Consider the following 23,234-nt stretch of genomic DNA (forward strand, 5'->3'; position numbering starts at 1 on the left):
GGATGATCTTCAGGGTTAAGGCAATTAATTGATAAAGATTGACTCGAAAAAACAGCTGTTTTGGTTGTGCCAGTATTGTGGTTGGTTAGCCTATGCGTTACTGACCGAGTTGATGATTAAAATACCAGGGCAGGAACCTTGGGCTATCCATCTTCCACATTTGTTATTGGACACCTGTTGCGGCTTCTCTGTTACTTTGTTGTTGAGAAAATTTTATGCGCGGTTCAGGCTACGGAAAATTTTAGTTAGCGCAATTTTACACATAATCTGTTTACTGCTTGCTTCACTGTTGTGGACCCAGTTCAAGTGGCACAGCTTACAGTGGTTTTATGGTACCTTGTGGCAGCCAATGACCTGGTTTGACTTTGGGACCTGGACATCTGCCTCTCTCACTATGCTGGCTACCTGGACTGCAGGCTATTATGGTATAAAAATGTACCTGGACAATGCAGAGCAGCGGCACCAGGCGGCAGAAGCGCTACACCTGGCTAAAGAGTCGCAACTTAAGATGTTGCGTTATCAGTTAAACCCGCATTTTATGTTCAATAGTATCAATGCAATTTGTACGCTTATTCTTAAGCAGCACAACGCCAATGCCGTAGCAATGCTAGAGAAGCTATGTGATTTTTTGCGCTATAGCCTGTATACCGATCCATTGGCCAAGATAACAGTCCAGGATGAGATAGCGATATTGCAAACTTATCTCGATATTGAGCAGGGTAGGTTTCAAAGTGAACTTAACGTAAAAATAACCGCGGACCCATCCTGTTTCAATCTATTGATACCTTCATTGTTGTTACAGCCCTTGGTTGAAAATGCACTCAAACATGGCATCGTTCAAAACAGCGGTATCGTTATTGCCGTCAATTTTGCGCGGGTTGCCAACCAACTGCTTATTACTGTCAGTGACACTGGTGTAGGGTTTGACTTTTCAACCTTAACTTCTAATGGCATTGGTATTAAAAATTGTCAGGACAGACTGCGATTGATTTATTCAGATTGTGCTCATTTAAGTCTTAATAACGGCGAGAATGGTGGTGCCAACGTCAGCATTGCGATCCCTCTGGAATATTCAGAGAGGGTGCAATGAAGGTTCTGAAAACCTTGTTGGTAGATGATGAATACAGTGCGATCGAGGGGCTGGCTATCAGGCTTGGCGCGTTTCCGCAGATCAAGATTATTGGTCACGCGCGTAATGTTGATGCTGCGTTGGCACTCATTTCCGAATCGCAGCCAGATTTGATTTTCCTCGATATAGAAATGCCGGGAAAGTCGGGGTTTGAATTGATAAAGCAGTTACAACCTGAGTTATGTCCGGCTATTATCTTTGTTACTGCCTTTCACCAATACGCGGTTAAAGCCTTTGAAGTAAGGGCGCTGGATTATTTACTAAAACCGGTGAAAAGAGAGCGTTTAGCAGAAGCTATCGCCAGGGTCACTTCCAATTTTGATACTCATGCAAAAAAGCCGCAAATGCTGGAAGTTGCGGATTTTTTGCAAAATGGTGGCGCTACACATCCAACTGACACCAGTACAGCATATCGGGTTGAGCAAGAAAAACTGGTGATACAGGACGGGCACCATCCTGCTCAACTGCTGCCCTATAAAGATATACTATGGATAGATGCCGCTGGCGACTATATGTGTGTTCACACTAGCAGCGACACTTTTGTAATGCGTGCCAGAATGAAAAGTCTGATAACTGATGTGTTACCTGATGGTTTTCTGCGTATTCATAAGTCAACTATTGTGAACTTGCAGCACGTGGTTAAACTCGAACCCTTAATTAATTCAGAGTACAACCTAATTTTAGTGAATCATAAGTCGCTAAAAGTCAGCAGAACCTTTAGCAAACAGCTAAAAGAAAGCCTGTCACCATGATTTTGAGACGACGTTTTGTTTATGTGGTAAATAACTGCAGTCGACTTAACGGGGACCTAACCTAAAAATTACGTTCGCAGATGAATGAACGCGGTGCAGTGTTTTAAGATTACTTTGCTGCAAACAACCATATTTAGTGCTCAGTCTTCTCTTTAAATTCACATAAATCTTCAATAATGCAGCTGCCGCAACGAGGCTTACGCGCTACACATGTATAGCGGCCGTGCAGAATCAGCCAGTGGTGTACATCCACCTTAAACTCGGCAGGCACAACCTTAAGTAGTTTATTTTCCACTTCAAGCACATTTTTGCCGGGTGCCAGCCCTGTGCGGTTGCTGACTCTGAAAATATGGGTATCCACGGCTATGGTCGGCCAGCCAAAGGCTGTGTTGAGTACCACATTGGCGGTTTTACGGCCAACGCCGGGCAGGGCTTCCAGGGCTTCGCGATTTTCCGGAACGATGGAGTTGTGCTGCTCGATCAGAATTTTGCAGGCTTTTATAACGTTTTCGGCCTTGGCGTTATACAGGCCGATGGTTTTGATGTACTCCTTTAAACCATCAACGCCGAGGGCATAAATGGCTTCGGGGGTATTGGCAACCGGAAACAATTTGTCAGTGGCTTTATTCACACTCACATCGGTCGCCTGGGCCGAAAGAGTAACGGCGACCAGTAATTCAAATGGCGATGAGAAATTCAGCTCCGTGGTGGGATGCGGGTTCTCATTGCGCAGGCGGCTAAGTATGTCGATACGTTTTTTTTGATTCATGCTTAGTTCTTATTATTTTATCGTAGCTCGTAGCTCGTAGCTCGTAGCTCGTAGCTCGTAGCTCGTAGCTCGCTTACTGGCTTTCTGCGGTCACCCGCGCTCGTTGCACGACTTTAGCTGGCTGCTTGTGTAATTGTTCAAAGCGTTTGTCCAGGTAGTTTTTTAAGGCAATCAGCAGCCCCATGCCGATAAAGGCCCCCGGTGGAAGAATGGCCAACAGGAATTTATGCTCGGTGACAAATAAAGTCAGCTTAAGGCTTAAGGCCCAGTCGCCAAACAAGGTTTCCGCCCCGCTGAATAGGGTACCATTGCCGAGAATTTCACGCAGAGCGCCCAGTGTGACTAATACCAGGGTAAAGCCAATACCCATCATTAACCCATCGAAGGCGGCATGGCCAACCGGGTTCTTTGATGCATAGGCTTCCGCCCGCCCGATAATGGCGCAGTTGGTCACGATTAACGGAATAAAAATACCCAAAGCCAAATACAGGTTATAGGTATACGCATTCATCAATAGCTGGATCACGGTAACAAAGGCAGCGATGACCATCACAAAAATGGGAATACGCACTTCGTTGGGCACCAGATTTCGTACTAGTGATACCGTGGTGTTGGAGCCGATTAATACCGCCGTGGTGGCAAGCCCCAAGCCCAGGCCATTGATAAAACTGCCGGTAACCGCCAGTAGCGGGCATAAACCCAGGAGCTGAACCAGGGCCGGGTTATTTTTCCAAAGCCCCTGCCAAGACAGGGTTTTGAGCTCACTCATGGTGGTCTCCGCTATCTGAATTATGGGGCTGGCATTGATTGGGGGCTGCAAACAGCATCTGCTGTTGCTCGGATGCCAGTAACAAGGCATTTTTAACGGCTTTTACCATAGCGCGAGGGGTAATAGTGGCGCCGGTAAATTGATCAAACTGACCACCGTCTTTTTTCACCGCCCAGTTTTTCTGCTCGCCATTGTCTATCCCTTTGCCGTCAAAGCTCAAGATCCAATCGCTGATCCTGATATCTATTTTATCGCCCAGTCCGGGGGTTTCCTGATGCTTAAGTACCCGAACCCCAGTCACTTTTCCTGCCAAGTTGACGCCCACCAATAAATCGATATCGCCGCTGTAGCCATCGGGCGTCATGGTTTGCAGCACCAGGGCAACAGGCTCACCTTGTAAACGGGCGCGATAAACGGTCTTAGGGCTGTCATCGCCGAGCAAATTGGCATCGGTGACCAAGGTACAGTCATGTTCAATATCATTGTCGTGCAGCGCGGGAGGCACAATGCTGCCAAGAATTTTCTGCAGCTGTTGTTGCTCCTGGCTTTTAATGCGCGGCGCGGTTAGTTCATTGGTTATGGCTATCAGACCTGTGGTTACTAGCGCAAAGGCGGTCAGTGTGGTGCCACTGCGTTTTAGATGGGTTTTCATCTTTTCTTGCCTCTGCTTTGATAACCATAAGTGCGAGGGCGGGTGTAGTAGTCAATCAGTGGTACCGTCATGTTCATTAGTACCACGGCAAAGGCAATGGCATCCGGATAGCCTCCCCAGGTGCGGATAACAATTACCAGTACGCCGATACCCGCACCAAAAATCAGGCGGCCTTTGTCCGTGGTGCTGGCAGACACTGGATCGGTGGCAATAAAAAAGGCCCCCAGCATAGTGCCGCCACTTAGCAGATGAAACCAGGGCGAAGTGAAGAGATCCGGGCTGGCGAGATGAATCACACCACCAACCAGTAAGATGGCGCCCAACATGCTCACGGGAATTTGCCATTTGATGGCGCGCAGTTTGAGCAGTAGCAAACCACCGGTCAGATAGGCCAAATTAATCCATAGCCAGCCAATGCCGAATCCATCAGCAAATTGTACCTTGCTGGTGGCTTCTTGCAGGGTTAAACCCAGGCCAATATCGGTCTTAACACTGTCTAGCGGTGTCGCCATGGTAAAACCGTCAGCACCCATCCTAAGTTGACTCAGGCTGTAACCGTCGGCAGTGAATCCGGTGAAAATCACGCGTAGTGCATCAAAGAAATCGTACCCTTGTTCGGCGAGGGCAACGGGTGGCATCCAGGATGTCATGGCGACGGGGAAGGACACCAACAGTGTGACATAGGCCACCATGGCCGGGTTAAACAGATTAAAGCCAAGCCCGCCATACAGCTGTTTGGAAATGCCTATGGCAAAAAAGGCACCAATTGCGGTTATCCACCAAGGGGTTAGTGGCGGAATGCAAATAGCCAGCAATAAAGCAGTGAGCAGTGCGCTGCCGTCGGCCAACGCGCGTTCGAAGTCTTTTTTACGAATCTCTAATATGGCCGCCTCAATACCTAAGGCAAATACTGCCGCAATAGCAAACTGGATCAAGCTTCCCCAGCCAAAAAACCAGCACTGCAAAGCAAAGCCGGGCAGGGCACAATAGCAGACTAGCCGCATTAACTGAGCGGTGCTGCGCTGCTGATGTTGGTGAGGGGAGCTGGCTAATCTAAGGCTCATTCTTCAGTGTTTTCCTGCTGGTTAGCGGCACTGCTTTGCGCATTTTGTTTGGCTTTACGTGCCTTCGCTTTGGCAATAGCGGCGGCCACACGCTGCTTCTTATCTTCGTCTATGGTCACCTCAGGAGCCATTGCTATTCCTGGCTCTTCATCGGTTGGCTTGGCGGCTTGGTCTTTTTGTACCTTGCGGGCCTTGGCTTGTTCTATGGCTGCCGCAATGCGTTGGGCTTTGGGATCGTCAGTCTCTGCCTTGGCATTGTCCGTTGCGGTTTTGTTTACTTTGCGAGGGGCCCTGGGAGCCTTTACCGGCTTTTCCTTGGCTTCTGCCGGTGTGTCACTTTGGTTATCTGTGCTCGCTTCCTGAGCGGCCTTTCTGGCCTTGGCTCTGGCGACAGCGGCGGCGACTTTGGCTTGCTTATCGGTTTCGGCCGGCGCGCTGTCAGACGTTGCGGTCTTTTCAGCAGCCTGTGCGGCTTTTTTAGCCTTGGCTCTGGCGACAGCGGCGGCCACTTTGGCCTGCTTATCGGTTTCGGCCGGCGTGCTATCAGACGTTTCGGTCTTTTCAGCAGCCTGTGCGGCTTTTTTTGCCTTGGCTCTGGCGACAGCGGCGGCCACTTTGGCCTGCTTATCGGTTTCGGCTGGCGCGTTGTCTGAGGCTTGGGTATTTTCAGCAGCTTGTGCGGCTTTCTTCGCTTTAGCCCTGGCGATGGCCGCCGCGACTTTATCTTGTTTATTCTGCTCTGGTGGCTGCTCCGCCGGCGCTACTGTATTGCCTTCGGCTGCCTGAGCTTCTTTTCTGGCTTTGGCACGGGCAATAGCTGCGGCGACTCTGTCATTACTGCCAGAATCGGATGCAGGTTGGTCCAGAGCCTGGCGCTGTTTGGCTCTATCGAGCGCAGCAGCGGCATTTGAGGAGGCTTGCGTCTCTTTGCTTGCCATAGCCTGCCGGCGCGCCTCAGCGGCTTGCTGATGTTTAAGTTCGCGCTCTGTTTTCTCTTGCTCCAGGCGTTCTTTGCGTGCTTCAAATCTGTCTCTGGCTTTATCGGCTTTTTGCTTTTCTTCTTCTTGCTGGCGCACCTGCGCTTTTGCCACTCGGTAGTAATGTACCAGTGGGATCTGACTGGGGCACACATAAGCACAAGCGCCACATTCAATGCAGTCGAACAGATGGTAGTCCTGCGCTTTATCCAGCTCTTTGGCTTTACTGTGCCAGTAAAGCTGCTGCGGCAATAAGCTTACCGGGCAGGCATCGGCGCATGCGCTACAACGAATACAGGCCTGCTCTTCCTCTGGCAGGATCATCTCCTGATCGGTGGGCGCCAGTATACAGTTGGTGCTTTTCACCACGGGAACCTGGTCGGATACCAGGCTAAAGCCCATCATGGGCCCACCCATAATCAGTCGAGGGGTGTTTTGCCGCTGTGCCTGGTAACCGGCTTGGGCAAGCAGATGATTGACCGGTGTGCCTAACAAGGCCCACACATTGGATGGGCGCTGCATCGCCTCGCCGGTCAGAGTCACCACACGTTGTATCAGTGGTTTACCGGTAAAAATGGCATCGGCTACCGCAAAGCAGGTGCCGACGTTTTGCATGATCACGCCCACATCAATGGGAAGCCTGCCGTGGGGCACTTCACGGCCTGTTAATACCTGTATCAGCTGCTTTTCGCCGCCTGCAGGATATTTAGTGGGGATGGGGCAGACGATGTAATCCGGATTTTCCTGACAGGCTACCTGCATGGCCTGGATTGCCTGAGGTTTATTGTCTTCGATGGCAATAAGTACATGGCCGGGATTAAGCAAGTGGCAAAGTACATCAATGCCCTGACGGATTTGCCAGGCATGTTCTCGCATTAAGCGATCATCAGCCGTTATGTAGGGTTCACATTCCGCGCCATTAATGATCAGGAACTCGACATCCTTTTTAGGGCTCACCTTGATATGAGTGGGGAAGCCCGCCCCCCCCATACCGGCAATCCCTGCATCACAGATGGCTTCTATAATCTTGATCTTGGGCAACTGCTGGTAGTCGGGCAGGGGCGTTAGGCTGTGCCACCGATCCTGTCCATCCGGGGTGATTTCCACGGTCAGTTCCGCCATGCCAGACGGATGCGCGGAAACATGGGGGCCAATAGCGGTTATCTGCCCTGAAGTCGGCGCATGAATCGGCAGTGAGAACAGATTAGTGCTGCGGGTCAGCGCTTGTCCTTTTAAGACCTGGTCGCCTACGGCAACCTGTAACTGTCCTTCGGTTCCTATGTGTTGCTTAACCGTCAGATACAGGCGTTCAGGCAAACCCGCTTTACCGATAAGATCTTGATTAGACATTTCTTTGCGTCCCGGTGGATGGACTCCTCCGGGAAAATCAAAAAAACGGCCCTGGCGAATTTTGTCTATCAATGATTGCAATGTACTTCGCTCTTCAATCTAGGGTTTTTACCGGGATAGCATCTAACTGCCAGCGCCATGAGGCTGCCGTTGGTTTAACCGGCAGCATATCAATACAGTCCACTGGGCAGGGCTCAACGCATAAGTCACAGCCCGTGCATTCCGCAGATATAACGGTATGCATTTGTTTTGAGGCACCGACTATGGCATCGACAGGACAAGCCTGAATACACTTAGTGCAGCCAATGCATTCGTCTTCACGAATAAAGGCCACCCTCTTTACGTCGGCTTCGCCATGGGCGCCGTCCAGGGGCTTGGCTTCCACCCCCATCAAATCGGCCAGTTGCTTTATTGTAGCTTCACCGCCCGGCGGACATTTGTTGATGTCGTCTCCGTTGGCAATGGCTTCTGCATAAGGCCGACAACCCGGGAAACCACATTGTCCGCACTGAGTTTGCGGTAAAATGGCATCGATTTGTTCTACCAGCGGATCGCTTTCCACTTTAAAGCGAATGGCTGCGTAGCCAAGCACCAATCCAAAGACTAATGCCAGCAAACCTATGGCAAAAAGTGCATACAACAGCGTCATCAGAGTTTGACCAAACCGGTAAAGCCCATAAAGGCGAGTGACATCAGACCTGCGGTGATCATGGCAATGGACGCCCCTTTGAATGGGGAGGGGACATCAGCGGCAGCCAAACGTTCACGCATGGCAGCAAACAGTATCAATACCAGAGAAAATCCAGCGGCGGCACCAAAGCCATATACCACGGATTGCATAAAATTATGCTGTTCGCGAACGTTTAACAGCGCCACACCCAGCACCGCGCAGTTTGTTGTAATAAGGGGCAGGAAGATCCCTAACAATCGGTAAAGAGTGGGGCTGGTTTTATGCACAACCATCTCGGTAAATTGCACCACCACAGCTATCACCAGAATAAAACTTAAGGTGCGCAGATAGCCAATGCCCAGAGGCAGCAGAATGTAGTGTTCGACCAGGTAGCTGGTCAAAGAAGCTAGCGTCAATACAAAGGTCGTGGCCATGGACATGCCAATAGCCGTTTCCAACTTGCCAGACACGCCCATAAAAGGGCAAAGGCCGAGGAAATTGACCAATACAAAATTGTTTACCAGCACTGTGCCAATAAGCAGCAGGAGATATTCAGTCATGCCTAATACGGGGATTCGAATTGCTGGTGCTATTATCCGTTTTTACGACCAGATTAACAACTTGATATTACTAGGGTTATTATGGGTACAACTAAGGTGTTATAAGGCTTGGAGGTAATTTTAGGAAATGTGAAGTGGCTCCCCCTCCCCGACTCGAACGGGGGACCTGCGGATTAACAGTCCGTCGCTCTAACCAACTGAGCTAAGGGGGAGCAGAAAATTGCAAGTGAATTTGGCTCCCCCTCCCCGACTCGAACGGGGGACCTGCGGATTAACAGTCCGTCGCTCTAACCAACTGAGCTAAGGGGGAGTAGATATTCACTGTTGAAAGGATTTGACTGGTTAGTCAGGCTGTTTCAACGGAGGCGAATATTAATGAGCTGCCTGATGGGTGTCAACAACCGAATCAATAAATTTTACTAGTTTATGACTGTTTGCCTATTTGCTAGGCAATGAGTGCTTTTCATCCTCCAGCGCGAATTAAGAACGAGGAGGATCAAGCAGGAAATGGCTTCTCACTGTGGTAATGATCGGGGGATCGCTATTGGGCATAAAAAATGACCTATTAGCAGCATTTGTTATTACAAAATCCTTGCTGACTGTTTAAATGAACAGTGTTTAACAAAACTGCAACATAGCACTCACGTCCCAAAGGTTAGTGGCGACTTACCATTTTTTGTCCACAGCTGGATGAAAAACGCGAGCTCACTGGGCGGGCATGAGTTATCCACTAAATCTGTGGATAACTATGTTGATGAATCGGGAAGAAATGCGCTGAGCGCAGTAAAAATGCTGTCAAGGGGCTAAGGCATGAAAACCTGTTTATTTTGAGAAAATCAAATAAAAACATATAGATAACCTGCTTCTTGGTGAATGGTTGGACATCTTGGCCGATTTTTGCACGCGATCACGTATTCCTTGTTAGTTGTTTTAATCAAGGGAAATTAAATTTTCCTTTAAATCAGTCGATTAAATGGATAACGCAAGTTCTATTTGTATAGCGCTTGACTTAGTCCACCGTCATCGATTGCTAAACCTGAAAGGGGAAATGCTCACATTTCTACACAAATGCTGCCTGTCTATTGGATGGTCTTCTGATGGATCCTCCCTTATTATGTGAGCCCCTTTTAAAGACTGAGCGATATTGTGCGATCTTCTGCCAGCCATGATTTGATAAACCAGCCTATTGCCAGCACGCTGAAAAGAATGACCCTTCCCATGATTATGGGCATGGTGATGCTGATGACATTTGGTTTGGTCGACACTTTTTTTGTGAGTTTACTTGGCACCGAAGAGTTGGCGGCAATCAGTTTTACTTTTCCTGTTACCTTTACCCTAATCAGTTTGAATATTGGCCTGGGAATAGGCACATCAGCTACTATTGCTCGTTATCTGGGGTCGGGTAATGCACATCTGGCCAAGGAGTTTGGGACCGGTGCCTTGATGTTATCCTTTTTGCTGGTTGGAATTTTGGCCGTAGCAGGCTTTCTAACCATTGATCCGGTGTTCCGTTTACTTGGGGCATCCGAATCACAGCTTGTGCATATTCGCGACTACATGCATATCTGGTATGTTGCCGGTGTGTTTTTAGCCTTACCTATGGTGGGCAATGCGGTACTTCGGGCCTTTGGTGACACCAAAACACCCAGTGCTGTTATGGCCGTTGGGGGACTGATTAACGCAATATTAGATCCTTTACTGATCTTTGGTTGGGGGCCATTTCCCGCACTAGGTATACAGGGGGCTGCTATCGCGACCATGATAGCCTGGATGTTTGGCTGCGTTTACATTCTGCATCTGCTGGTAGCAAAAAGGGAACTGGTTCTGCCTCGCTTGCTGACGCTCAGTGAGTTTCGCATGACCAGCCGTGCTGTGCTAAAGATTGGCTTACCCGCTGCGGGTGCAAATATGCTGACGCCAATCGCTAATGGCGTGTTAACGGCTATTGTCGCCACTTATGGGGCTGAAGCGGTGGCTACCTGGGGAGTTGGGAATCGTCTGGAGTCCATAGCCTGTATTGTTGTACTGGCACTGTCGATGAGTTTGCCGCCCTTTATCAGCCAGAATTTCGGCGCTGGCCGGATTGACAGGGTTAAAGAGGGCTACCTGCTGTGTATGCGTTTTGTCATGCTGTGGCAGTTTGGGATCTTTTTATTACTCTGGATTGCTTCTCCGTTAATTGCGATGGCCTTTGCTGAAGAGCAAAAGGTGGCGGAGCTGATCCAACTGTTTTTAATGATAGTGCCGCTCGGTTACGGTCTTCAGGGTATTATCATTCTGACCAACTCCTCCTTAAACGCTATGCATAAACCCATGAGTGCGCTGCTTCTCAGCTTGCTGAGGTTGTTTGTGTTTTTCGTACCGATTTCCTATTTGGGCAGTCGCTTGTACGAACTGCCGGGTATGTTCGCTGCCGGAATATTGGCGAATTTGCTGACTGCCCTGGTGGCGTTTTTCTGGTTTAAACGATTGTTGGAAGAAGAATATCAGTTGCAGCAGACACAGGAGGTCGCAGGATGAACCGAGGATTTGAACTCAGGGCTAGCTACCGTCCTGCTGGCGACCAACCTAAAGCCATAGAAGCACTAGTGGAAGGGCTGGATAGTGGCCTTGCGTGTCAAACCCTGCTTGGGGTAACGGGGTCCGGTAAGACCTTTACCATGGCCAGTGTGATTGAAAAGGTGCAGCGACCCACGCTGATCCTGGCACACAATAAGACCCTGGCTGCCCAGTTATATGGGGAGATGAAAGAGTTCTTCCCCAACAACGCGGTGGAGTATTTTGTTTCTTATTACGATTACTATCAGCCAGAAGCCTACGTACCTACTACAGATACGTTTATTGAGAAAGATGCGTCTATCAATGACCATATCGAGCAGATGCGCTTATCGGCGACCAAAGCCTTGATGGAGCGGCGAGATGTCGTGATTGTCTCCAGTGTGTCAGCCATATACGGCTTAGGCGATCCCGAGTCCTATATGAAAATGCTGTTGCATCTGCGTCAGGGCGATCTGATGGATCAGCGCGATATTCTTCGTCGCCTGGCTGAACTGCAATATACCCGTAATGATGTCAGCTTTGAGCGCGGTACTTTTCGTGTACGTGGGGATGTCATCGACATTTTTCCCGCAGACTCAGACCGTCAGGGCGTCAGGGTCGAATTATTTGATGAAGAGATTGAGAAGATCAGCCTGTTTGATCCGCTCACCGGCGCTATTGAAAAGTCCGTGGCGCGCGCCACTGTCTTTCCTAAGACTCACTATGTTACCCCCAGAGAGAAAATCCTGGATGCCATAGAGCATATCAAGGTGGAATTAAAGGAACGACGTGAGCAGCTAAAAAGCGTGAATAAGCTGATTGAAGAGCAGCGCATAGCCCAGCGCTGTCAGTTTGATGTAGAGATGATGCTGGAATTGGGCTACTGCTCTGGTATTGAAAACTACTCGCGCTATTTATCCGGCAGGGCACCAGGCGAACCGCCTCCGACCCTGATCGACTATTTCCCTGCTGATGGTTTGCTGTTTATTGATGAATCCCATGTAACCGTGTCACAGATTGGGGCCATGTATAAAGGTGACCGTTCGCGTAAGGAAACATTGGTGGAGTATGGCTTCCGTCTGCCGTCTGCACTTGATAACCGGCCGCTTAAGTTCGAAGAGTTTGAACAAATGTCGCCCCAGACCATATATGTGTCAGCCACGCCAGGAAAATATGAACTGGAGAAGTCTGCTGGCGATATCGTGGAGCAGGTAGTCAGGCCTACTGGCTTGGTAGACCCCGAATTGGAAGTTCGCCCGGTGGGCACACAAGTGGATGACCTGCTCTCCGAAGTGCGTAAGCGGGTTGCGGTGAACGAACGCGTATTGGTCACTACACTGACTAAGCGTATGGCAGAGGATCTGAGTGATTACCTGGATGAGCACGGGGTCAAAGTGCGTTATCTGCATTCAGATATCGATACGGTTGAGCGGATGGAAATTATCCGTGATTTACGTCTGGGTAAGTTTGACGTGCTGGTGGGTATTAACCTGTTACGCGAAGGTTTGGATATGCCAGAAGTCTCGCTGGTGGCCATTCTGGATGCTGACAAAGAGGGGTTTCTGCGTTCCGACCGATCATTGATTCAGACTATCGGGCGCGCGGCTCGCCACCCTAATGGGCGGGCGATTCTGTATGGCGATGTTATTACCGGCTCGATGCAGCGGGCCATTGACGAAACCAATAGACGTCGTGAGAAACAGCAAGCTTATAATGAAGAACATGGTATTAAGCCGCAGGCTTTGAACAAACCCATCACCGATGTCATGGATCTCGGAGATCGCAGTCGTAGCGAGCGACTGGCGAAAGTGGCGGAAAGATCCAAGGGTTACAAAGTGAATTCGCCCGATAAGCTGCTGCATGAAATTTCTGAACTTGAGACAAAAATGTTCAAGCACGCCAGAGAACTGGAGTTCGAACAGGCTGCTGCGGTAAGAGACCAGATCGAGCAATTACGCCAGCAATTAGTCGCTATTTCGTGACAAATAAGCCAATATTCGCGATAAGTACCGGTTACAGGATAATGAAATATACCTGTAATCGATAAATTGTTGTTTGCAAGGCTGGTCTAAACAAGTGTAGTATCTTTTGGCATACCTATAAGATCTGGACCCATATGCTAAACAGACTACAAGAATCTGATATCAAATTGTTGCGGGTGTTTTACGCTGTAGCGTCCTGTAATGGCTTCACCGCAGCTGAACCGGTTTTGCGCATGCAGCGTCCCAACATCAGTGCTGCAATCAAAAAATTGGAAGAGCGACTGGATTTGGTGTTGTGTCATCGTGGTCGAGGTGGTTTCCAAATGACCAAAGAAGGCGAAGTGGTTTTTCAGGAAACCAAGCGAATTTTTAATGCCTTCGACAATTTTGTCTTCAATCTCAAAAGTTTGCATGATGACTATTCAGGTCATATCACTCTGGTGCTGATGTCCAGCTTGCCGATGAGCTTGTCTCAAGCGGTTAGTCAGGCGGTAAAAAGTACCATGCAGAAGTTTGATGATATTCATTTCAATATCCAAACTCGTCTTTACAACGAAGTTGAGCATGTGGCGCTGTCGGGGGAATGCCATTTAGTGGTATCCAGCTACGATATGGTGAAGCCTGAATCCCTGGTATTTCATCCCCTAGGTGTGGCTAACAGTGGTGGACTTTATTGCCACGAGTCGCACCCGCTGGCTAAGTACCGGGATGAATTTCCAGATAAAGTGCGTTTAGAGGATTATGCTTCAATCGGCATCACAGGTTTATCCTCATCGAACTACATTGGTGAGAATCAGCGCATGTCGATTCACACCTTCTCCGATTCGTTTGAGTCCTGTATGGCGGCGATACTGACGGGGAATTATCTGGGACTACTCCCACACTCACTGGTTAACAGCAACCCAGGATTGGGACTGGTGCAAGTGGGGGGAATAGACTTTAGCTTTAAGCATGAGTTTTATGCGATTAACGGGAAAAACACCATACTGAATCCCGTGCTAAAACACTGCATTCGAGAGTTAGCCTATTTCGCTAGCAAGAATACCTAATAAAAAGCCGCCCCTGGGCGGCTTTTTTATGGCTATTCGTAGGGCAGAGGGTCTGTGACCCCGTTTTCGGCAAATGCCTCTAACCTTTCATTACAGGCGCCACATTTCCCGCAGGCTTTTTCTCTGCCGTTATAGCAGGTCCAGGTCTGGCTGTAGTCTAATCCCATGGCAAGTCCGTCGGTGAGAATGGCTATTTTGCTTTCATGCAAATAAGGGCTGACTATTTCCACTGGCTCATAGTTAGCGATGGCACACACATCATTCATTTTAATCACGAATTCCGGGCGACAGTCAGGGTAGATATTGTGGTCGCCGGAGTGGGCACCATAATAGACTTTGCTGGCACCAAGCGACACAGCGTAGCCCACTGCCATGGAGAGCAGGATCATATTGCGATTGGGCACCACAGTGTTTTTCATGTTCTCAGCGGCATAATGGCCTTCAGCCACGTCAATATCTGTGCTGGTTAGTGAAGAATTGCCAATCAGTTGATTAATCGCACTGATGTCCACCACCTTGTGGTGAACGCCCAAGGTTTCACATACCTTGGCGGCATAGACCAGTTCTTTCTTGTGACGCTGACCATAGTCAAAGGAAAGTGCATATACCTCGAACCCCTCACGATGTGCTTTGTTGAGTACCGTAAAGGAGTCCATGCCTCCGGAAAAAATCACTACTACTTTTTGTGCCATCTGGCTGCCTTCTCTATAATCTGCCAACTTGGTGCTAATCATACCAGTTTTGTCCGACCAGGCTCTATGTTCAGGGGCGGTCGGTATCGCTTATTTACATGCAGGAATATCCTTTGAGCAACAGCCTGAAAATCAATGAAATGTTCGAAACCATTCAGGGCGAGGGCAGCTTTACCGGCATGCCGGCAATTTTTATCCGTCTGCAGGGCTGCCCGGTTGGTTGCCCCTGGTGTGATACCAAACATACCTGGGAGATTAATCCTGAGCGCGAGCAAAGTGTTCAACAGGTGCTGGTTAAACAAGCGCCGGATGATAGCTGGTTCAGCGAGACAGCTGATGGCATTCTCAGGTTGTTTGCCACGCAAGGTTATCTGGCAAAACATGTAGTGATCACTGGCGGTGAACCTGCCATGTACGACCTCCGACCGCTGACAAGCGTACTGATTGATGCAGGGTATTCAGTGCAAATTGAAACCAGTGGTACCTTTGAGATCCTGGTAGATGATAAAACCTGGGTCACCCTGTCGCCTAAAGTGAATATGCAGGGCGGCTATGAAATAGTCGACCAGGCATTAGCACGCGCAGATGAGATTAAACATCCCATCGCCATGCTGAAGCACGTAGAAGAGTTAGATGCGTTGTTGGCAAGACCGGCGACTAATCCCGCCGCACAAATCTTTCTGCAACCTATCAGCCAGCAAAAACGCGCCACTGATTTGGCTGTAGCGACCTGTATTCAACGCAATTGGCGTTTATCCCTTCAAACCCACAAGTATATAGGCATAGAATAGCTTTATGCTGTTGTGAAGAGAGTAACATGTTGAAGTCCAAATTATTGTTGGCATTTGCTGGATTATGGTTTAGCAGTACAGTGGCTGCAGCCACCTGGAATATTGTCTATCCAAGGCCCATGTCGGAGCTGGATGATCGTACTCGTTATCCAGTTGAGCTTCTTACCCTGGCCCTTGAGCACACCGGTGTGAACTTTAATCTGACTGCCAGTGACCGAATCATGTTACAGGGTAAAGCCATCAGTCAGCTTGAGTCCAACCGCGAAATTAACGTGCTATGGAGCATGACTGACAACCAGCGCGAAGCAGACCTGTTACCCATTCGTATACCGATTTTTAAGGGCCTGATTGGCTTACGTTTACCTCTGGTCAAAATTGGCAGTCGCGCCAACTTTACTAACATCAATTACCTTGAAGGGTTGCTGAACTTCAGGCCAATCTCTGGCAGTGACTGGCCAGACACGAAGATTTTGCAGGCCAGCGGTTTTGAAGTGGTATTGGCTGATGACTATGACCAGTTGTTCTCTATGCTGGAGCAGGAACGTGGTGATTTTCTTCCGCGCTCTGTTGTTGAAATCTGGTATGAGTTTGAATTGCATGTTGATCAGCAACCGCTGAGCATTGATCGTAATGTGGCACTTTACTATCCCACCGCGACGTACTTCTTTGTTAATCGTAAAAATGTCGTGCTGGCTAAGCTGATTGAAAGCGGGTTGGAAAAAATTATTGCTAACGGCAAGTTTGACGAGCTCTTTATGTTTGAACATAAAGCCATGCTGGAAAACGCCGGGTTGGAGAAACGCACTATCTTGCATCTGGATAATCCGATTCTTCCAGCGCAGACGCCGCTGACAAGAAAAGAACTTTGGTATCCGGTGCCATAAAAAAGGGGCGATTGCCTAATGCCGATCAGTTAAGAAATATTTTCCTGATCGGTTGACCGATCCTGTGTAGATGTAAGAAAAAGTCTTGGCCGGCACGATAAACACATCCGTCTGACAATCACGCCGCAGGCCAGAAAGAAGCGACCTGAGTTACTCCTGGCCATCGAAGCACGCCTGCTGACGAAGCAAATCAACGGAAAAGAGGTAAGGATACTCGCGTCTATGGTCGACCCTATGGCTTACAACTTAATCCGATATCAAATGGGGCTGATGGACAAGTCACTTAAAGGTTTATTCTCTAACCGGCTGAGCTTTAGGGATGCCTCATCACACATCATCCACAAGCTCACTCTGATGCCAATTTATACGCCGGGTAATGTGCCAGGACTCATCTTGGAAATAGACAGAAATGCCTGTCAATTTAAGCTCGAAGGAAAGCGGGAACGAAGTTATCTAAGAACGCTAAAGGTATCGAAAAATCGCTACCCGGTGGCTAAAAATAAAAATGCCGCTCACCTTAAGTGAGCGGCATTAGGCTTAGGCTGGTTTTTTTATCTTTAGCCGTCCAGGCCTACACTCATTTTTGCCCAGTCCATCAGGCGCTTGAATATTCCGCCTTCCTGAACTTCTTGTAGAGTTACTAACGGGTACTGGGCAACATCATCGCCATCCAGTTGCAGATATAGAGTACCTACCACTTCGCCTTTAGCCAGGGGCGCTTCAAGCTTTTTGTTCAACTCAAAGTTGGCCTGAAGGTTTTTACGTTGGCCACGGGGGATGGTGATAGGTGTGTCTGCGCTGATACCCAAATCGACTGTGTCTTTGTCGCCCATGAAAATCTTGTGCGAAACAAAACTCTCGCCAGCCTTGTAAGGGACGATGGTTTCAAAGAAACGGAAGCCATACTTTAACAGTTTACGATTTTCTTCTTTACGGGTGCGCTCGCTGTCGGTACCCATTACCACAGAAATCAAACGCATATCATCCTGAGTGGCGGATGTGATCAGACTGTAACCTGCATCATTGGTGTGACCGGTTTTGATACCGTCAACATTCAGGCTTTTGTCCCAAAGCAAGCCGTTACGGTTGTATTGCTTGATGCCGTTGAATTCAAACTCTTTAACCGAGTAAACCCCGTAAACCTGGGGCACATCGCGGATGATTGCTTCTGAAAGTAAAGCCATGTCGCGGGGTGTAGTGTAATGGTTGGCATCATCCAAACCATGACTGTTGACAAAATGAGTAGAGGTCATGCCTAACTTTTCTGCATAGCTGTTCATCATGCTCGCGAAGGCTTCTTCACTGCCTGCAATGTGCTCAGCCATAGCGACGCACGCATCATTGCCCGATTGCACAATGATGCCGTGGAGCAAATCAGATACTTTGACCTGCTTGCCCACTTCAATAAACATTTTAGAAGATTCAGGGAAGTTCTTAGCCCAGGCATTCTGGGACACGGTGACCATATCATCCATTTTGATGGCACCGCTTTTCAGCTCCATGCCAATCACATAGGCGGTCATAATTTTGGTCAAGCTAGCGGGGGCCAGACGAATATCTGCATTACTTTCGCCGATGACTTTGCCGGTATTAAAGTCCATCAGGATATAGCCCTTAGCTGCAACCTCAGGAGGGCTTGGAATAACCACGGCCGCATAAGAGAAAGTACTAAAGAGTAGGAAAATGAAGCTGACAACTGATGTTGTCGAAGAAAGTTTGGTTTTAAGCATTACCCGTCCACTTTATTGTATCTGTCATGTTCTATTGCACACCGATTCCTGATGGTTACGGTGTCAATCACAGCTGGAGCGACAATATAACATTAATCACTTGTCTTGTGCCGCCAGGTTAGCGAATTTTAGAGTGCATTTAGCCGAAAAAGTGCCGCAACTTAGCTGAATTTTCGGATTATTCTTGCTGGTAAGGGCGCTAGTGTGGCGCAAACAACGGATAGGCTTTGTCATAGCCGTTCCGTTTGAGCTCTTCCATCAACTGTCTGGCATGGCCTTCGTCATCGAGCGGACCTAATCGCAGACGATAAATACCATTATCCTGAGGCACGTGAGTGGGGAGTTGATAAAGCGTTTCCAACCCTTTGGCTAGCTGCTCAGCACGTGCACCATCTGAGAGGGCGGCAACTTGTACAAACCAAGCCTTAGATAGGCCATCGATAGGTTTTAGAGGCGGTAATTGAGGCTCGCCGGCGATCATCACTGTGCCGTCTGGTTCCACATGAATGGCATCCAGTTTGACTTTGGTTGTGCCGGTCTTAAGCATGTCCAGTTTCATAGCGGCAGCGTAGGACAAATCAATGATTCGCCCACCGTGAAAAGGGCCGCGATCATTAACCCGTACTATAACCTGTTTGTTATTTGCCAGGTTGGTCACTCGTACAAATGAGGGAAGCGGCAGGGTTTTATGTGCTGCTGTCATGGCATACATATCATAAACTTCGCCGTTTGAGGTCAAATGCCCATGAAATTTCTGACCGTACCAGGAGGCTTCACCTTGTTGTTGAAAGTCTTTGGCGGTTTTTATGGGGGTGTAGTGCTGCCCAAATACCTGGTATGGGGCATTACCACCCCGGCTTTGGTCTTCATAAGCCGGCACCGCGTCATGCAATGAAATCTCGGTGGGCAAACGATGTGGTGCAGAATCATGCCGCTGACTGTAGCGTCCTGTGGGAGCTGTACTGCAAGCTGCAATTAGAGTTGTCAGGGAAATGGCCAACAATAGTCTCATGTTGTTCTTCTATCTTGATAACAGACGTCTTTGTGTACCAATGGCCATCAGCATGCCAAAACCCGCCAGCAATGTCACCATGGATGTACCGCCATAGCTGACTAACGGCAGTGGAACACCAACTACCGGCAAAATGCCCGAAACCATGCCCATGTTGACAAATACATAGACAAAAAAGGTTAGCGTGAGACTGCCTGCCAACAACTTACTGTATGCCTCTTGGGCTCGGGTGGCGATAATCATGCCACGTACAATGATAAAACAATATAAAACTAGCAGCAGCAGGATGCCGGTAAAGCCGAATTCCTCGCTGAAGACTGCAAAGATAAAATCAGTATGGCGCTCAGGCAAAAACTCCAATTGTGACTGTGTACCATGCAGCCATCCCTTGCCAGAAAAGCCACCCGAGCCAATAGCAATTTTAGATTGAATAATATGATAGCCGGAACCGAGAGGATCCGACTCGGGATTCAAAAAGGTCAGTACACGTTGTTTTTGATAGTCTTTCATTAGGAAAAACCACATCACAGGTGCAAAGGCGGAGGCCAATACGGCCACTGAGCCAATTAGCTTCCAACTCATGCCCGCCAAAAACAGCACAAATAGTCCAGAGCTGGCAATCAGCAATGAGGTGCCCAGGTCCGGTTGTTTGGCGATAAGTAGAGTGGGGACCACCAGCAGTAAAAAACCGCCGACAATATGCAAGAGTCTGGGGGGCAGATTAAAGCGGCTGATATACCATGCCATCATCATAGGCACTGCCAACTTCATAATTTCAGATGGCTGAAAGCGCATAAAACCGAGATCCAGCCAGCGCTGCGCGCCTTTACCTACTGTTCCTATGGCTAACACCGCCACCAGCATTAATATGCCGACCACATAAAAATGCACGGATAAGCGGCGGTAAGCAAGAGGAGGGATTTGTGCGACCACTAACATCACTGTGAGTGCCAGAGCCAAGCGAATTAACTGTCGCTTGATCAGATCCCAGTCTTGTCCGCCTGCGCTATAGATAACAAACAGGCCCACGCCCATAAGGGTAAGCAGCCCCAGCAGCAATGGCAGGTCAATGTGTATCTTTTGCCAGATACTTTGCTTATTCGGATCTAACTTGGTTTTCTGCATGAGACTCAAGTGGGTGGATAGTAAAGAAATAGTCCATTACCTGGCGTGCAATAGGGGCGGCTTGAGAGCTGCCACCACCGGCGTTTTCCATGGCAACGGTAACCACTATCTGCGGGTTATCATAAGGGGCATAACCTATATACATGGCGTTATCCCTATGATGCTCAGCAATCTTTTCAGCATCATACTCTTCGCCTTCGGCAATACTAATGACCTGTGCCGTACCGGTTTTACCGGCGGAGATGTACTTAGTGTCTTTGAACGCTTTGCGTGCGGTGCCATGTTCACGATTGACTGTGCCGTACATGGCGTCCATCACTACATCCCAGTTCTCAGGATGTTTTAATACCAGTGGCGCCAATTCGCGGGGTTCATTCAATTGCAATTGACCATCCACATAGCGTCCACGCAGTAACTGGGGGACGTAACGGGTGCCATGATTAACCAGCACGGTTACAGACTTAGCTAATTGCAAGGGGGTGGTGGTCCAGTAACTTTGGCCGATACCCACCGATATAGTATCGCCAATATACCAGGGCTGATTATGTTTTGCCCGTTTCCAGCCGCGGCTGGGCATGTTGCCGTCTGATTCCTCGTATAAGTCTATGCCGGTATAATCGCCAAATCCGAATTTAACCATCATATCGCTGATGCGATCTATGCCCAGTCGGTAGGCTAAGTCGTAGAAGAAGGTATCACAGGACACTTCAATGGATTTAGTGACGTCCACCCAGCCGTGCCCCCATTTTTTCCAGTCTCGCCAGGGACGCTCAACATTTTTGAGCTGATAGATGCCGCGGTCAAACATGCGCGTCTGCGGGGTAATGACTTCTTCCTCCAAGCCCAGCAGGGCTAAGTGAGGCTTAACCGTTGAGGCGGGAGGATACTGGCCTTGTGTGGCGCGATTAATCAATGGCCGATCTGGAGACTGTAACAACTGGCGATAATCTTTGCTGCTAATGCCATGCACAAACAAGTTAGGGTCATAGCTGGGGTTACTGTACAGTGCCTGCACTGCACCGTTGTTAGGGTCTATAACCACCACAGAGCCGCGGTATCCGGCCATCAGATCTTGTATAACTTTTTGTAGTTTAACGTCGATATTCAGGACAATATCATCGCCGGGGATCGGGGGTTGAAATTCCAATGTGCGAATGATTCGCCCCTGGTTGTTAACTTCTACTTCCTGATAACCAACCTGGCCATGTAGCCTGTCTTCATGGAACTTCTCGACACCTTGCTTGCCGATATTATAAGTGGCGGCGTAGTTGTCTTCCTGCCCAGCCTCTACCAGTTTTTGCAGATCTTTCTTATTGATCTTAGCTACATAACCAAGCATATGGGTAAGAGTATCCCCATAAGGGTAATGTCGGGTCAGGCGTGCTTCGACGGATACCCCGGGGTATCTATGTTGTTTGGCAGAAAATTTGGCCACGTCTTCATGACTAAGACGGGTCTTTAATGCTACGGGTTTAAAGCGGCGCTGGCTTTTCAGCTCTTCGCGAAAATCTTCAATATCCTCAGACGAGATATTTAACAGTTCAGCGAGCTCTGCCAGTGTGTTATCCAGGTTTTCGACTTGTTCGGGGATGACTTCCAGGCTGAATGAAGGGCGGTTCTCGGCCAGCAATTCGCCGTTTCTGTCGTATATCAGACCGCGATTTGGAGCGACCGGCAACACTTTAATTCGATTGCCGTTGGAGCGGGTTTGGTAATCCTGAAAGCGGGTAACCTGTAAATAATACAGATTACTGATAAGCACACACAACAAGCCGAGTATACCAAGCAAGGTAATGACGGTCCGCCTGGCAAACAGATTTGCTTCAGCACTATGATCTCGGATAGTTATGCGTTTTGGTGGCATTAACGACTAATTTTCCACACCTCACTCCCTATGATAGGGGTGATTATTATTCAACGACCAGGCCCGGTAAAGACTTTCCGCCAGCACAATACGCACCAGCGGATGAGGCAGGGTCAGGGCTGAAAGAGACCACTTTTGCTCGGATGCCTGTATACATTGCGGCGCTAATCCCTCTGGTCCGCCGACTAACAGACTGACATCCCGCCCGTCCATTTGCCAGCGCTGCATCTGCCCAGCGAGCTGGCCGGTATCCCAGGGCTTGCCTGTTACCTCGAGCGTTACAATACGGTTTCCTTTGGAGACGGCTGCCAGCATTTGCTCGCCTTCTTTGTGTAAAATGCGCTGAATATCTGCATTTTTGCCACGTTTCCCGGCGGTTATCTCTACCAATTGCAGCGGCATATCTGACGGAAAGCGCCGGGCATATTCGTTATAGCCCGTTTCCACCCAGTCCGGCATTTTGGTGCCGACAGCGATAAGTTGAAGTTTCACCTCAGCTTATCCCCAGAGTTTTTCCAATTGGTAGAAATCACGGGCTTCATCCTGCATCACATGCAAGATCACATCGCCGAAATCCACCAGCACCCATTCACCTGTGTCCTGACCTTCGATGCTAAGTGGCGTGATGCCAGCTTGCTTAGCTTCGATGACCACTTTTTCCGCAATGGACACTACATGGCGTTTGGAGTTACCTGAGCATACCAGCATGGTATCGGTGATGGTGGATTTCTCGGCCACATCCAAGTCCACAAGGTCGCGGCCTTTCATATCCTCGACTTTATCAATAACAAATTGTTTGAGCTGCTCGTGTTCCAAAGGTTCTCCTTACAAGACAAAAAGGCTCAATTCGCGGTTGAACCGCAGTAAAAAAATGG

Annotated in this window: 21 protein-coding genes, 2 tRNA genes and 1 pseudogene; 8 read left to right on the forward strand and 16 right to left on the reverse strand. The window is 48.9% G+C overall.

The annotated features are described in order from the left end of the window. Positions 1-112 precede the first annotated feature (112 nt). Positions 113-1,090 carry a sensor histidine kinase gene (locus tag J0A65_RS13760; RefSeq protein ID WP_206594800.1) on the forward strand — a complete coding sequence of 326 codons (978 nt, stop codon included), beginning with the start codon at positions 113-115 and terminating at the stop codon, positions 1,088-1,090. Further along, positions 1,087-1,881, forward strand: coding sequence for a LytR/AlgR family response regulator transcription factor (locus tag J0A65_RS13765; RefSeq protein WP_206594762.1), 795 nt, complete (start codon positions 1,087-1,089; stop codon positions 1,879-1,881). The genes J0A65_RS13760 and J0A65_RS13765 overlap by 4 nt, the downstream gene beginning before the upstream one ends. Positions 1,882-2,014: 133 nt before the next feature. On the opposite strand, the gene nth is transcribed toward J0A65_RS13765, so the two are convergent. From nth to J0A65_RS13810, 9 genes are all read right to left on the reverse strand, one after another. After that, positions 2,015-2,650 carry an endonuclease III gene (nth, locus tag J0A65_RS13770; protein ID WP_206594763.1) on the reverse strand — a complete coding sequence of 212 codons (636 nt, stop codon included), beginning with the start codon at positions 2,648-2,650 and terminating at the stop codon, positions 2,015-2,017. Positions 2,651-2,723: 73 nt separating this feature from the next. Further along, complete coding sequence (locus J0A65_RS13775; protein WP_206594764.1) at positions 2,724-3,419, reverse strand: electron transport complex subunit E; 696 nt, start codon at positions 3,417-3,419, stop codon at positions 2,724-2,726. Further along, positions 3,412-4,071 carry an electron transport complex subunit RsxG gene (gene rsxG, locus J0A65_RS13780; RefSeq protein ID WP_206594765.1) on the reverse strand — a complete coding sequence of 220 codons (660 nt, stop codon included), beginning with the start codon at positions 4,069-4,071 and terminating at the stop codon, positions 3,412-3,414. The genes J0A65_RS13775 and rsxG overlap by 8 nt, the downstream gene beginning before the upstream one ends. Beyond that, a complete protein-coding gene (gene rsxD / locus J0A65_RS13785) occupies positions 4,068-5,135 on the reverse strand; it encodes an electron transport complex subunit RsxD (protein WP_206594766.1) in 1,068 nt (355 codons plus the stop codon). The genes rsxG and rsxD overlap by 4 nt, the downstream gene beginning before the upstream one ends. Then, positions 5,132-7,462 carry an electron transport complex subunit RsxC gene (rsxC, locus tag J0A65_RS13790; RefSeq protein WP_232849955.1) on the reverse strand — a complete coding sequence of 777 codons (2,331 nt, stop codon included), beginning with the start codon at positions 7,460-7,462 and terminating at the stop codon, positions 5,132-5,134. The genes rsxD and rsxC overlap by 4 nt, the downstream gene beginning before the upstream one ends. 94 nt (positions 7,463-7,556) lie before the next feature. After that, on the reverse strand, positions 7,557-8,111 hold the full coding sequence (gene rsxB, locus J0A65_RS13795; protein WP_206594767.1) for an electron transport complex subunit RsxB: 555 nt from the start codon (positions 8,109-8,111) through the stop codon (positions 7,557-7,559). Next, positions 8,111-8,692, reverse strand: coding sequence for an electron transport complex subunit RsxA (rsxA, locus tag J0A65_RS13800; protein WP_206594768.1), 582 nt, complete (start codon positions 8,690-8,692; stop codon positions 8,111-8,113). Before rsxA ends, rsxB begins: the two co-directional genes overlap by 1 nt. Positions 8,693-8,827: 135 nt before the next feature. Next, positions 8,828-8,904, reverse strand: a tRNA-Asn gene (locus J0A65_RS13805). Between the two features lie 21 nt (positions 8,905-8,925). Next, a tRNA-Asn gene (locus J0A65_RS13810) sits at positions 8,926-9,002 on the reverse strand. Positions 9,003-9,835: 833 nt separating this feature from the next. Between J0A65_RS13810 and J0A65_RS13815 the strand changes: the two genes are divergently transcribed. The 3 genes from J0A65_RS13815 to J0A65_RS13825 all read left to right on the forward strand — a co-directional run bounded on the left by J0A65_RS13815 (position 9,836) and on the right by J0A65_RS13825 (position 14,261). Beyond that, complete coding sequence (locus J0A65_RS13815) at positions 9,836-11,212, forward strand: MATE family efflux transporter (protein ID WP_416135311.1); 1,377 nt, start codon at positions 9,836-9,838, stop codon at positions 11,210-11,212. Further along, positions 11,209-13,212, forward strand: a complete 2,004-nt coding sequence (gene uvrB, locus J0A65_RS13820; protein WP_206594769.1) for an excinuclease ABC subunit UvrB — start codon at positions 11,209-11,211, stop codon at positions 13,210-13,212. The genes J0A65_RS13815 and uvrB overlap by 4 nt, the downstream gene beginning before the upstream one ends. A gap of 134 nt (positions 13,213-13,346) precedes the next feature. Next, positions 13,347-14,261, forward strand: a complete 915-nt coding sequence (locus J0A65_RS13825; RefSeq protein ID WP_206594770.1) for a LysR family transcriptional regulator — start codon at positions 13,347-13,349, stop codon at positions 14,259-14,261. Positions 14,262-14,293: 32 nt separating this feature from the next. Here J0A65_RS13825 and queC read toward each other — a convergent pair whose 3' ends face one another. Further along, positions 14,294-14,953, reverse strand: coding sequence for a 7-cyano-7-deazaguanine synthase QueC (gene queC, locus J0A65_RS13830; RefSeq protein WP_206594803.1), 660 nt, complete (start codon positions 14,951-14,953; stop codon positions 14,294-14,296). A 140-nt stretch (positions 14,954-15,093) separates the two neighbouring features. Here queC and queE point away from each other — a divergent pair, with 140 nt between their 5' ends. The 3 genes and pseudogenes from queE to J0A65_RS13845 all read left to right on the forward strand — a co-directional run. Beyond that, positions 15,094-15,744: a 7-carboxy-7-deazaguanine synthase QueE gene (gene queE / locus J0A65_RS13835; protein WP_232849961.1), complete on the forward strand. Its 651-nt coding sequence runs from the start codon at positions 15,094-15,096 to the stop codon at positions 15,742-15,744. 26 nt (positions 15,745-15,770) lie between these two features. Next, on the forward strand, positions 15,771-16,628 hold the full coding sequence (locus tag J0A65_RS13840; RefSeq protein ID WP_206594772.1) for an amino acid ABC transporter substrate-binding protein: 858 nt from the start codon (positions 15,771-15,773) through the stop codon (positions 16,626-16,628). A 69-nt stretch (positions 16,629-16,697) separates the two neighbouring features. Further along, a pseudogene (locus tag J0A65_RS13845) lies at positions 16,698-17,153 on the forward strand (IS4 family transposase); the annotation flags it as partial. Between the two features lie 32 nt (positions 17,154-17,185). Here J0A65_RS13845 and J0A65_RS13850 read toward each other — a convergent pair. From J0A65_RS13850 to rsfS, 6 genes are all read right to left on the reverse strand, one after another. Further along, positions 17,186-18,358, reverse strand: coding sequence for a serine hydrolase (locus tag J0A65_RS13850; RefSeq protein ID WP_206594774.1), 1,173 nt, complete (start codon positions 18,356-18,358; stop codon positions 17,186-17,188). A 199-nt stretch (positions 18,359-18,557) separates the two neighbouring features. Then, positions 18,558-19,370 carry a septal ring lytic transglycosylase RlpA family protein gene (locus tag J0A65_RS13855; RefSeq protein ID WP_206594775.1) on the reverse strand — a complete coding sequence of 271 codons (813 nt, stop codon included), beginning with the start codon at positions 19,368-19,370 and terminating at the stop codon, positions 18,558-18,560. A gap of 9 nt (positions 19,371-19,379) precedes the next feature. Next, positions 19,380-20,495: a rod shape-determining protein RodA gene (gene rodA / locus J0A65_RS13860; RefSeq protein ID WP_206594776.1), complete on the reverse strand. Its 1,116-nt coding sequence runs from the start codon at positions 20,493-20,495 to the stop codon at positions 19,380-19,382. Next, a complete protein-coding gene (gene mrdA / locus J0A65_RS13865; RefSeq protein WP_206594777.1) occupies positions 20,467-22,359 on the reverse strand; it encodes a penicillin-binding protein 2 in 1,893 nt (630 codons plus the stop codon). Before mrdA ends, rodA begins: the two co-directional genes overlap by 29 nt. A gap of 21 nt (positions 22,360-22,380) precedes the next feature. Further along, on the reverse strand, positions 22,381-22,851 hold the full coding sequence (gene rlmH, locus J0A65_RS13870; protein ID WP_206594778.1) for a 23S rRNA (pseudouridine(1915)-N(3))-methyltransferase RlmH: 471 nt from the start codon (positions 22,849-22,851) through the stop codon (positions 22,381-22,383). 6 nt (positions 22,852-22,857) lie between these two features. Next, complete coding sequence (gene rsfS, locus J0A65_RS13875) at positions 22,858-23,175, reverse strand: ribosome silencing factor (protein ID WP_206594779.1); 318 nt, start codon at positions 23,173-23,175, stop codon at positions 22,858-22,860. Positions 23,176-23,234: the final 59 nt, after the last annotated feature.

Origin of the sequence: Bowmanella yangjiangensis (assembly GCF_017255015.1) — a bacterium.
GTDB lineage: Bacteria > Pseudomonadota > Gammaproteobacteria > Enterobacterales > Alteromonadaceae > Bowmanella > Bowmanella yangjiangensis.